Here is an 11899-nt window from a genome sequence, read left to right as displayed (position 1 = left end):
CCCCCCCCCCACGCCCCCGGAGTACCAGCGTCCTGAGCGGAAAGAGCGTCATGCAAAAGATCTTGATCGCCAACCGTGGCGAGATCGCCCGCCGGGTCATCCGCGCGGCGCGCGAGCTGGGCATCCGGACCGCGGTCGTCTACTCCGACGCCGACGCCGACTCCCTGTTCGTCCAGGAGGCCGACGAGGCCGTGCGTCTGGAGGGCACCGCGGCCGCGGACACCTACCTGGTCGCGAGCCTGATCCTGGACGCCGCCGCCAAGGTCGGCGCCGACGCGATCCACCCCGGCTACGGCTTCCTGTCCGAGAACGCCGACTTCGCCGAGGAATGCGTGAAGGCCGGGCTGACCTTCATCGGGCCGCCGCCCGCGGCCATCCGCAGCATGGGCGACAAGGTCACCTCGAAAGAGATCATGGCCGCCAACGGCGTCCCGACCCTGCAGGGCGTCACGGTCACCGACGTCTCTGCCGGCGGGGACGCGCAGGATCTGCAGGCGGCACTGGCCGGCATCGGTCTGCCCGCGATCATCAAGGCCTCGGCCGGCGGCGGCGGGCGCGGCATGCGCATCGTCAACTCGGCCGACGAACTGCTCAGCGCCGTGGAGAGCGCGCAGCGCGAGGCCGTCGCCGCGTTCGGCAACGGCACCGTGTTCATCGAGCGCTACATCTCGCCCTCCCGGCACATCGAGGTCCAGATCGTCGCCGACGCCCACGGCCAGGTGGCCGCGCTGTTCGAGCGCGAGTGCTCGATCCAGCGCCGACACCAGAAGGTCGTGGAGGAAGCTCCTTCGCCTGTCGTGGACGAGGCATGGCGCGCCAAGCTCCTCGAGGCCGCGATCAAGGCCGCGCGCGCGGTGGACTACCGCGGCGCCGGCACCGTCGAGTTCATCGCCGGCAACGACGGCACCTTCGCGTTCCTGGAGATGAACACGCGCCTGCAGGTCGAGCACCCGGTGACCGAGTGCATCACCGGGCTGGACCTGGTGCAGTTGCAGATCGCGGTCGCCCGCGGCGAGGCTCTGCCGCCGGAGGCGATGAACCCCACGATCACCGGGCACGCCATCGAGGTCCGGCTCTGCGCCGAGGACCCGGCCGCGGGCTACCTGCCGGTCTCGGGCACCTTCGACCTGTTCGAGGTCGGTGGCGACGGCATCCGCGTCGACACCGGGGTCGAGACCGGCTCGGAGGTCTCCCCGTACTACGACTCGATGATCGCCAAGGTGATCGCGCACGGCCCCACCCGCAGTGCCGCCGCCGGGCGCCTGGCCGACGCGCTGTCCCGGGCCCGCCTGCACGGCATCACCACCAACCGCGACCTGCTGGTCCGCATCCTGCGCAGCCCGGAGTACCTGGCCGGTGACACCACCACCGACTTCCTGGATCGGGTCGAGGGCCTGACCGCCCCGCTCACCGACGAACCGACGCACCGTCAGCACGCCGTGATCGCCACCATCGCGCTGGCCGCGCGCCGGGCGGCGGACCGCTCGGTGCAGCCCGGCCTGCCGATCGGGTGGCGCAACAACCGCGCCACCCTGGAGATTGTCGAGCTCAAGGGCGAGGGCGACCCGATCAAGGTCGCCTACAACCTGCAGCGCGGCGCCCCGGTGATCGAGGTCGACGGCAAACCGGTGATCGTGGAGATCCACTCCGCCGGCTCTGAACTCGTGGACGCCACCATCGGCGGTGTCCGCCGCCGCTACCGGGTGCACCTGACCGGCGTTGGCGGTCTGGACGGTGCACTGGTCGACGGTGTCGGCGGCGCCTCGGCGTTCAGCGTCGTCGACCCGCTGCCGGCCCCCGGGTCCAGCGTTCCGGCCGGTGGCCTGATCGCCCCGATGCCCGGCTCCGTGGTCCGGGTCATGGTCGCCGAGGGCGACACCGTGACCGCCGGCACGCCCCTGCTGGTGCTGGAGGCGATGAAGATGCAGCACACCATCACCAGCCCCGGCGACGGCGTCGTCACCGCTCTTAACGTGACCGCGGGAACTCAGGTGGAGCGCGGCACCGTTCTCGTTGAGCTGAGCGATCCGGCGGCGGAATAGTCTCTTCCGCCGGGGCACCTGTCCGGGGACTGCCGCCCGGACTCCAAGGAAGGTCACGCCATGAAGGAACTCGTCTTCGCCCGCACACTCCTGCCCGCCTGGCAGCGAGGGGCGGACGAGATCGGCTTCATCAACGCTGCCACCGGTGAGCAGCGGACCTTCGGCGAGCACGCCGACCGGGTTTCCCGGTTGTGCGACGCGGTGTCCACCAAGCTCGGCATCTGCCTCAAGGACCGGGTCACGGTCCTCGGCATCAACAGCATCGAGTACCTCGAGCTCTGGCACGCCGGTTTCCTCGGCGCCTTCGTGGTGAACCCGCTCAACCTCCGGTTCTCCGCCGAGGAACTGATCTACGTCCTGCAGGACGCGGAGACCAGCGTCTGCTTCGTCGACTCCACCTTCGCCCCGATGATCGAGAAGATCCGCGATGCGGCGGGCCTCAAGCACGTCGTGCTGATGGGGGGCGGCGAGGGCGCGGCCGACCTGACCTATGAGGACCTGCTCGCCGGCGCCGACAACGTGTGGCCCGAGGTGCCGGAAGAGGACGACCTCTGCGTCGTCATGTACACCGGCGGCACGACCGGCAAGCCCAAGGGCGTCATGCTCGACCAGCGCGCCGAGGTGCTGAACCAGTACCACATCGCGATGACCGTGCCGTGGCAGCCGAACGACGCCTACATCGTCTCCACCCCGATGTTCCACGGCGCGAGCATGCTCGGTGTCGTCGGCGCGGCGATGTTCGGCGTACCGGTCGTCATCCAGCCGATGTTCGAGCCGGCCGGCTTCATGGCCGCGGTGGAGAAATACAACTGCACGGTCACCGTGCTGGTACCCACGATGATCGGCATGGTGGTCAACCATCCGGAGTTCGCCCCCGAGCGCATCTCCTCCATCAAGCGCCTGATCTACGGCGCCTCGCCGATGCCCAAGTCGCTGCTGGAGAAGCTCCTGGCGATGCTGCCGGACACCGGGATCTACCAGGGCTACGGCATGACCGAGGCGGCCACCGTGCTGACCTTCTTCACCGACGCCGACCACCGCGAGGGGTCGCGCCTGGGCTCCTGCGGCCGCGCCCTCGCCGGCATCGACCTGAAGATCGTCGACGAGGACGGCAACGACCTGCCGACCGGCCAGGCCGGTGAGGTCTACGCCCGCGGTGGCAACTTCATGCAGGGCTACCTCAAGCTGCCCGCCGAGACCGAGAAGGCCTTCCGCGGCGGTTGGTACGCCAGCGGCGACGTCGGCTACCTCGACGACAAGGGCTACCTGTTCCTGGTCGACCGGGCCAAGGACATGATCATCTCCGGCGGCGAGAACATCTACTCGGTCGAGGTGGAGAACGCGATCGGCTCGCACCCCGAGGTCATCCAGGTCGCCGTCATCGGCATCCCGAGTGAGCAGTGGGGCGAGGCCGTGCACGCGATCTGCGTGGTCAAGGAGGGCTCGGCCCTCACCGCCGACGACGTCATCGCGCATGCCCGGACCTCGATCGGCGGCTACAAGGTGCCGCGGTCGGTGGACTTCCGCATCGACCCGTTCCCGCTCTCGGGTGCGATGAAGGTGCTGAAGAAGGACCTGCGCGCGCCGTACTGGGCGGGCAAGGACCGCGCTATCAACTAGACAGCACTGCAACTAGACGATGCTGTAACTAGCGCGTATTCACATGCGGGCCTAGGGTGTACCCGGCAGTAGTAACCGCATGGGAGGACCGCTCATGGTTGCGCAGTCCACGATCGACAACGACGACGTGGAGCGCGTGCTGCTCCGCAAGAGCATCGCCGGGACGGTCGCCCCGTTCGGCGGAACCTACTTCCGCGAACACGCCGCCTCGGGCGAACCGACCCACGAGTTGTGGGCGGCCGTGGTCAAGGGCGGCTTCACCTCGGTCAACCTGCCCGAGGAGTTCGGCGGCGGCGGAGCCGGCCTGTCCGAGCTCGCCGTGGTCTGCGAGGAGATCGCCACCGGCGGTGCTCCCCTGCTGCTGATGGTGGTGCACTCCGCGATCTGCGGCCCCGTGATCGCCGAGTACGGCACTGCCGAGCAGCGCGCCGAATGGCTGCCGCGTTGGACCGAGCCGGATTTCCGGATGTGCTTCGCGATCACCGAGCCGGACGCCGGGTCGAACTCGCACAACCTCTCGCTCCGCGCGGTCCAGCAGCCGGACGGCGACTGGGTGCTCAACGGCTCGAAGATCTATATCTCCGGCGTCGACGAGTCGCAGGCGATGCTCGTCGTGGCCAAGATCGGCACGGACGAGCGCACCGGTAAGGGCCAGCTCGCCCTGTTCATCGTCGACACCGACGCGGCCGGCCTCGGAAAGTCCCACATCCCGACCGAGATCGTGCTGCCCGAGAAGCAGTTCCTGCTCAGCTTCGACGACGTCCGCGTCCCCGCGAGCCGTCTGGTCGGCAACCCCGGCGACGGGCTGAAGCAGATCTTCCACGGGCTCAACCCGGAGCGGATCACCGGCGCTGCGCTGTGCAACGGCATCAGCCGCCACGTGCTCGACAAGGCCGTCCGCTACGCGAACGAGCGCGTGGTGTGGAAGGTGCCGATCGGCAGCCACCAGGGCGTGGCCCACCCGCTGGCCGAGTCCAAGATCCAGCTCGAGCTGGCCCGGCTGATGACCTACCGCGCCGCCGAGCTCTACGACGGCCGCGGCGACGCCGGCGAGGCCGCCAACATGGCCAAGTTCGCCGCCGCCGACGCCGCCATGAAGTGCGTCGACCAGGCCATCCAGACCCACGGCGGTAACGGCCTCGCCACCGAGTACGGCATCGCCCACCTCTGGGGCCTCGCGAGGCTCATCAAGGTGGCCCCGGTGTCGCGGGAGATGATCCTCAACCACATCGCCCAGCACAGCCTCGGCCTGCCGAAGTCGTATTAGGCCTAAGGAGGGCGGCGCAGCCGTGACCGCCTGAGGGACCTAAAGGCGACCCGCGTGGCCGAAGGACACGCAAAAGCGAGCGCCAGCGAGCGGGAGCCCGTCCCGAAGGCGGTTACGGCTGCGGCGACCGACGATCTCAGACCAGCTTGCGCAGGATCTTCTTGTCGCGCTCGCTGTACGGCGGGTAGATCATCTTCAGGTCGGGACGCGAGGGCATGCGCAGCGTCGCCTTGCGGTGGCTGAACGCCTCGTACCCCCACTTGCCGTGGTAGGCGCCCATGCCACTGTGGCCGACGCCGCCGAACGGAAGCTGCGGGGTGAGGACCTGCATCGCGATGTGGTTCGCGACGACGCCGCCCGCCGGCACCTCCTCGATCACCCGCATCTGCTCGGCCTTGTTCTTGCTGAAGATGTAGGCCGCGAGCGGCTTCTCACCGTCGTTGATGAAGGCGATCGCCTCGTCGAGGGAGGTGATGTCGATGATCGGCAGGATCGGGCCGAAGATCTCACCCTGCATCAGCGGAGAACGCCGGTCGGGGTTGAGCACGACCGTGGGCTCCATCGTGGTGGCGCCGGAGTCCGGGTTGCCGCCGGCCACGATGTCCTGGCCCTCCAACATTCCGGCGAGACGGGAGAACTGCCGGTCGTTGACGATCTTCTGCGGGGCCGTGGATCCACCCTGGAACTCGGTGAGGGTGGCCTTGAGCTTGCTGACGAACTCCTCGCGGACAGACTTATCGACCAGCAGGTAGTCCGGCGCCACGCAGGTCTGCCCGGAGTTCAACAGCTTGCCGAAGGCGATCCGGCGCGCGGCGACCTCCAGGTCGGCGTTCTTCGTGACGATGACTGGGCTCTTGCCGCCGAGCTCAAGGATGGCCGGGGTGAGGTGCGGGGCGCAGGCCTCCGCGATCCGGCGACCGATGTCGGTGCCGCCGGTGAAGAAGACCAGGTCGAGACGCTGCTCGATCAGCTTCTGCGTGATCGACGCTTCACCCTCGACGACGATGACCGCCTCGGAGTCCAGGTACTCCGGGATCAGCCGGGCCAGAGCGGCCGAGGTGGCCGGCGCGTGCTCGGACGGCTTGATCACCACGGTATTGCCCGCGGCGAGGGCCCCGATCAGCGGGCTGAGGGTCAGGTAAAAGGGGTAGTTCCACGGCCCGATGACCATGACGGTCCCGAGCGGCTCGTAGCGGTAGGCCGCTTTGCCGGGCAGGACGGTCAGCGGCACGCGGGTGCGGGTCGGCTTCATCCACTTCTTGAGGTGCTTGAGCGCGAACTCCACCTCGCCCTTGGTCGACGCGACATCGCCGAACCACGCCTCGTGGGGCGTGCGGCCGAGGTCGGCGGCGAGCGCATCGGCGATCTCGACCTCGCGCTCGGTGACCAGGCGGCCGATGCCCTCGATCTGCCGCTTACGCCACTCCAGGGGCAGCGTGCGCCCGGTGGCGAAGGTGGCCCGGAGCTTGGCGACGGTGTCGGCTGCCAGTTGGGCCCCCGGGTCCGTGGCGGCGCTCTCGGTGGACCGGTCGGCGACTGAGGTCATCGCATCCATCCTCGAAAATCGGCTGAGACTGTTAATGGTAGATAACTCTTCCGTCATCCTACCGCTGAGTTCTGGCGGTTGCCACCTACGCAGCACCCACGCAGCGTTGACGACAGACGTGATCAGCCGTTAACTTGCCCCATGGCATTGGACAGGGCTGCGGCCTTCAAGACCGATCGACCCCAGATTCTTGCCCTCCTGCACGACCTCAGCGACGACGAATGGGCCGCGCCGAGCAAGTGCGAGGGCTGGGCGGTCCGCGACGTCGTCTCCCACATGGGCGCCGCCTGCCACGGCACGTTCACGCCCTGGGTGCTCAAGCTGCTGGCCGGCAAGGACATCGAAGAGGCCAACAACCGGGACGCCGAGAAGCGGAAGTCCTGGGAGCCGGCCAAGCTGCTGCGCGAGTACGAGGTGTGGGGCAACCGGGTCGCGCCGGCGATGAAGGTCGTCCAGGCGCCGGGCGTGCGCTCGCTGCCGGTCCGGGTCGCCGAGGTCGGCGCCTACCCGGCCAAGATGCTGACCAGTGCCTTTGTCTTCGACCACGGCCTGCACGCGCGGTACGACATCGCCGTCGCCCTCGGTCGGACGGTGCCGCCGCAGGACGAGAACCAACTCGGGGTCTCGCTCGAGTGGATGATGGCCGGCCTGTCGGTGATGAGCGGGGACCGCTTCGACTGGCTGCAGTCCCCCGTCGAGTTCAGCCTGGTCGGCCCGGCCGGCGGGACCTGGACCGTGGCGCCGGGCAAGAAGCGGGTGAAGGTGACCGCCGGCGGTACCCCCGGCGCTGCCGCGACCATCGAAGGCCCGGCCGCCGGCTTCCCGGTCTGGGGCACCGCCCGCGAGCCGTGGCGTGAGGCCGGTGTGGCCATCAAGGGTGACGACCAAATCGGCATCAAGTTCCTGGACTCCATGCGGATCATCTGAACCACAAAGGATCCGACGCAGAACTGACTCTTCGTCAGACTCGCCAAGGCACCCGGCGACGAGGGCCGAAGGATCGATCGTCTCCACCGGAAGGACCATTCGTGGCCGCCTTGATGTCCGAGCTCGTCACCGATCTCGCAGCCGAGACCGAAGTGATCGAGCAGATGTTGGCCGGCCTGCCGGACGATGCCTGGGAGCAGCCGACCCCGGCCGAAGGGTGGCTGATCCGCGACCAGATCTCCCACCTGGCCTTCTTCGACGAGGCCACGATCACCTCGGTGCTGGAGCCCGAACGCTTCACGGCCGAGGCCAAGGCCCACATCGAAGCGGGCATGGACTTCCCGGACCGACTGGCGCGCGAGTACCGCGCCCTGCCGATCCCCGAGCTGCACGCCTGGTTCCGGCGCGCCCGCATCGCGCTGATCACCGAGACCGGGGAGCGCGACCCCAAGGACCGCGTGCCCTGGTACGGCCCGTCGATGAGTCTGGCCTCCGCCGTGACCGCACGGATCATGGAGACCTGGGCTCACGGGCAGGACATCGCTGACGCACTCGGCGTCCTCCGCGAGCCGTCGGTGCGGCTCAAGCACATCGCGCACATCGGCGTCGGGGCCCGGGCCTACAGCTTCGCGATCCGCGAGCTGCCGGTGCCGGAGGTGCCGATCCGGGTCGAGCTCAACGCCCCGGACGGCTCGATCTGGAGCTGGGGCCCGGAGGATGCCGCCGAGCGCGTCACCGGCGACGCGCTCGACTTCTGCCTGCTCGTCATCCAGCGCCGGCACCGGGACGAGACCAAGCTGGAGGTCACCGGCGCCGCGGCCGACGCCTGGCTGTCGATCGCCCAAGCGTTCGCCGGTGCCGCCGGGCCGGGTCGCCCGGCGCCGGTCGCCTGATTCGTCAGCCGCTCCCCGCCAACGAGCAGTCAGTAACTGATCGGGGGGTCTGCGTCCTCGTTCTGGTCAGCGTCCGAGCCGTCGGTGGACTCCGACGAGGTCGACGGTGACGAGGTGGAACTCGGCGCCGCGGAGCCGGTACCGGGGAAGCGCTTGAGGTAGTCCGCGCCGGTCTCCTCGACCGTGTCGGCCGCCTCCTGCGCGCCGGCCTTGTCGTCGGCGCCGCGGACGGTCATCAGCAGCGAGAGCGCGGTGTCGAGCTTGTCGTAGGCGGACCCGTCGTTCGCCTTCACGGTGCCGAGGATGCTCTCCCAGATCGTGAGCAGCCGTTCCTGCGCCTCTTCCGCGGCGGGCTCGTCGACGCCGAGCTTGGCGACCACGTCGGCGGCGTAGCGGTCCAGCTCACGGAAGCCGTCGGCCACCTCGGCCGGCGAGGCCCGGACGTCCTCGGGCTTGAGGTCGCCGAACTCGGTCGGTTCCTGGTTCTCGTCCGCCTTCTTCTCATCGTCGTCGCCGCCGCAGGCGGAAGCGCCGGTGAGCAGGGCGAACGTCAGCGCTGTCGCGGCGAGGAGCCGACCTCTGTACATCCGGGAAGCGTACCCAGCGATCTTGCTCCGGGTGAGGATCAGCGCCGGATCAACGCCGCGCCGAACCGGCCTCGTGCATGCCTCGTAGTTCGCGCTTGAGCTCACGGATCTCGTCGCGAAGCCGGGCGGCCAGCTCGAACTGCAGCTCGGCGGCCGCGGCGTGCATCTGGTCGGTGAGCTGCTGGATGAGCTCGGCGAGGTCGATGGCCGGCATGTCCGCGAGGTCGGCGGCGTGCCGCCCCACCTCGGAGCCGGCCTTGGCGCTGACCTTCGAGGACAGTCCGGGGACCGGCGTCTTGCCGCGGCTGCGCTGGCGGCCCGCTCCCCCGATCAGCTCGGCGGTGTCGGCGTCCTCCCGGACGATCGAGTCGAGGATGTCGCCGATCTTCTTGCGCAGCGGAGTCGGGTCGATGCCGTGCTCGGTGTTGTAGGCGACCTGCTTGGCGCGGCGCCGGTTCGTCTCGTCGATGGCCTTCTCCATCGACGGCGTCACCTTGTCGGCGTACATGTGGACCTGGCCGGAGACGTTGCGGGCTGCGCGGCCGATGGTCTGGATCAGCGACGTGCCACTGCGGAGGAAGCCTTCCTTGTCGGCGTCCAGGATCGAGACCAGGGAGACCTCGGGCAGGTCCAGGCCCTCGCGCAGCAGGTTGATGCCGACCAGCACGTCATAGACGCCTTGCCGCAGCTCGCGGAGCAGCTCGACCCGGCGCAGGGTGTCCACCTCGGAGTGCAGGTAGCGCACCCGAATGCCGAGCTCAAGCAGGTAGTCGGTGAGGTCCTCGGACATCTTCTTGGTCAGCGTGGTGACCAGGACGCGCTCGTTCTTCTCGGCCCGGATCCGGATCTCGTGCACCAGGTCGTCGATCTGGCCCTTGGTCGCCTTGACCACGATCTCCGGGTCGATCAGGCCGGTCGGGCGGATGATCTGCTCGACCACGCCGTCACCCTTGCCGAGCTCGTACGGCCCCGGGGTCGCGGACAGGTAGACCGTCTGCCCGATCCGCTCGACGAACTCCTCCCAGCGCAGCGGCCGGTTGTCCATCGCCGACGGCAGCCGGAAGCCGTGGTCGACCAGGGTCCGCTTGCGGGACATGTCGCCCTCGTACATCGCACCGATCTGAGGCACCGTCACGTGCGACTCGTCGATCACGAGCAGGAAGTCGTCCGGGAAGTAGTCGAGCAGCGTGTGCGGCGGAGTCCCTGCCTCGCGGCCGTCGATATGCCGCGAGTAGTTCTCGATCCCGGAGCAGAACCCGACCTGGCGCATCATCTCGATGTCGTAGGTGGTGCGCATTCGCAGCCGCTGCGCCTCCAACAGCTTGCCCTGCTTCTCCATCTGCGCGATCCGGTCCTCAGCCTCGAGCTCGATGCCCTTGATCGCCCGCTCCATACGCTCCGGGCCGGCCACGTAGTGGGTGGCCGGGAAGACGTGGATGCTCTGGTTCTCGGCGATGACCTCGCCGGTGAGCGGGTGCAGGGTCATCGCGCGCTCGATCTCGTCGCCGAAGAACTCCAGCCGGATGGCGAGCTCCTCGTAGACCGGGAAGATCTCGAGGGTGTCGCCGCGGACCCGGAACGTGCCGCGGGTGAAGGCCAGGTCGTTGCGGGTGTACTGCATGGTGACCAACTGCCGCAGCAGGGTGTCCCGGTCGACCTCGTCGCCGACCGAGAGCCGGACCATCCGGTCCACGTACTCCTGCGGGGTGCCGAGGCCGTAGATGCAGGACACCGAGGCCACGACGATGACGTCCCGGCGGGTCAGCAACGAGTTCGTCGAGGAGTGCCGCAGCCGCTCGACCTCGTCGTTGACCGAGCTGTCCTTCTCGATGTAGGTGTCCGTCTGCGGGACGTAGGCCTCGGGCTGGTAATAGTCGTAATACGAGACGAAGTACTCGACCGCGTTGTTCGGCAGCAGCTCGCGGAACTCGTTGGCCAGCTGGGCGGCCAGGGTCTTGTTCGGCGCCATCACCAGCGTCGGGCGCTGCAGGCGCTCGATCAGCCAGGCCGTGGTCGCCGACTTTCCGGTCCCGGTCGCGCCGAGCAGCACGACGTCCTGCTCACCCGCGCGAACCCGCCGTTCCAGCTCATCGATGGCGGCCGGCTGGTCACCGGAGGGCTGAAAGTCGCTGATGACGCGAAACGGCGCGGTGCTGCGCTCAAGGTCGGTGGTGGGTCGCACGGGGCCCACGGTACGTGCCGGGACCGACAGCGTTTCTGTCACGTGGAATGGGGCAAAAGCGGTACATTGCCGACACGACGGTCAATCCACCCCCAGCTGCGAGGAAACTTCCAGATGCCTAACCACTCGCCGACGCTCCGGAGCGCCCGCCTGGCCGGGCTGGCCTCGGTCGCCGCCCTCCTGGTGCTGCCGATCGCCCTCCCGGGTACCGCCGCCGCCGCGGACGCGCCCGGCAACAACGGCACCCTCAAGGTCCATGAGCCGGGCACACCGTTCGAGCGGAACGCCAGCGAGTCCCAGCAGCCCATCTGCGCCTTCTACCTGGCGGGCTTCAACTTCGACTCCAACCAGGTGATCAGCTACTCGTTCACCGTTCAGGGCGGGGCGAACAGCGGCGACCCCGAGGGGACTCCCGGTTCTTTCACCGCCGGTCCGGACAACGGGCGGCCCCGCGGTGACGGCCGGACTCCGGTGCTCGAGAAGACTGACCACACACTGCCCGACGGGCGGTACAAAGTTACCGTCACTACCACTGACGGCTCGAAGAGTAAAGTGTTCGAGATCAACTGCCCCGGCGGCAACAACCCGGAGCCGCCGGGCACCGTCGGCGGCGTCGGGCAGCCGGACGAGGACGACGGCCCCGGTGGGGTCGGCGGCGTGGACACCGGCGGTGGCGGCCTGAGCGGCGGCGCCACCGACGTGGCGTTCCCTCTGACGGCCATGGCACTCGCCGGCGCGATCGTGGGCGCGCAGACGCTGCGGCGCCGTCGCTCGAACTGAGCTCGGCTGCGTTAGTGATCCTCCGCGCGACAGCCGCCCACCGGGGCTCCCGGTG

At 68.9% G+C, this 11899-nt stretch carries 9 protein-coding genes; 6 read left to right on the top strand and 3 right to left on the bottom strand.

Annotated elements, in window-relative coordinates:
* Nucleotides 1–50: 50 nt before the first annotated feature.
* The 3 genes from H0X00_RS15540 to H0X00_RS15530 all read left to right on the top strand — a co-directional run bounded on the left by H0X00_RS15540 (nt 51) and on the right by H0X00_RS15530 (nt 4929).
* Nucleotides 51–2042 (top strand): biotin carboxylase N-terminal domain-containing protein, encoded by a 1992-nt coding sequence (locus H0X00_RS15540; protein WP_367186656.1) that lies wholly within the window; start codon nt 51–53, stop codon nt 2040–2042.
* Between the two features lie 60 nt (nt 2043–2102).
* Nucleotides 2103–3662, top strand: a complete 1560-nt coding sequence (locus H0X00_RS15535) for an AMP-binding protein (RefSeq protein ID WP_293772620.1) — start codon at nt 2103–2105, stop codon at nt 3660–3662.
* Nucleotides 3663–3756: 94 nt separating this feature from the next.
* The gene (locus H0X00_RS15530) at nt 3757–4929 is read left to right on the top strand and encodes an acyl-CoA dehydrogenase family protein (RefSeq protein ID WP_293772618.1); all 1173 of its coding nucleotides are present in this window, start codon (nt 3757–3759) and stop codon (nt 4927–4929) included.
* Between the two features lie 136 nt (nt 4930–5065).
* On the opposite strand, the gene H0X00_RS15525 is transcribed toward H0X00_RS15530, so the two are convergent.
* A complete protein-coding gene (locus tag H0X00_RS15525; RefSeq protein ID WP_293772616.1) occupies nt 5066–6475 on the bottom strand; it encodes an aldehyde dehydrogenase family protein in 1410 nt (469 codons plus the stop codon).
* A 141-nt stretch (nt 6476–6616) separates the two neighbouring features.
* On the opposite strand from H0X00_RS15525, the gene H0X00_RS15520 reads away from it, so the two are divergent.
* Nucleotides 6617–7402, top strand: a complete 786-nt coding sequence (locus H0X00_RS15520) for a maleylpyruvate isomerase family mycothiol-dependent enzyme (protein ID WP_293772614.1) — start codon at nt 6617–6619, stop codon at nt 7400–7402.
* A 113-nt stretch (nt 7403–7515) separates the two neighbouring features.
* Nucleotides 7516–8295: a TIGR03084 family metal-binding protein gene (locus H0X00_RS15515; RefSeq protein ID WP_367186655.1), complete on the top strand. Its 780-nt coding sequence runs from the start codon at nt 7516–7518 to the stop codon at nt 8293–8295.
* A 29-nt stretch (nt 8296–8324) separates the two neighbouring features.
* On the opposite strand, the gene H0X00_RS15510 is transcribed toward H0X00_RS15515, so the two are convergent.
* Together H0X00_RS15510 and uvrB are read right to left on the bottom strand one after the other, a co-directional pair.
* Nucleotides 8325–8882, bottom strand: coding sequence for a hypothetical protein (locus H0X00_RS15510; RefSeq protein WP_293772612.1), 558 nt, complete (start codon nt 8880–8882; stop codon nt 8325–8327).
* A 49-nt stretch (nt 8883–8931) separates the two neighbouring features.
* Nucleotides 8932–11064: an excinuclease ABC subunit UvrB gene (gene uvrB / locus H0X00_RS15505; protein ID WP_293772611.1), complete on the bottom strand. Its 2133-nt coding sequence runs from the start codon at nt 11062–11064 to the stop codon at nt 8932–8934.
* Between the two features lie 114 nt (nt 11065–11178).
* Between uvrB and H0X00_RS15500 the strand changes: the two genes are divergently transcribed.
* Entirely contained in the window at nt 11179–11844 is a 666-nt protein-coding gene (locus H0X00_RS15500) for a hypothetical protein (protein WP_293772609.1), read from the top strand.
* Nucleotides 11845–11899: the final 55 nt, after the last annotated feature.

Source organism: Sporichthya sp., from assembly GCF_013815995.1.
Classification (GTDB): Bacteria; Actinomycetota; Actinomycetes; order Sporichthyales; family Sporichthyaceae; genus Sporichthya.
Note: the sequence above shows the minus strand (reverse complement) of the source record. Positions and strands in the feature narration are given on the sequence as shown.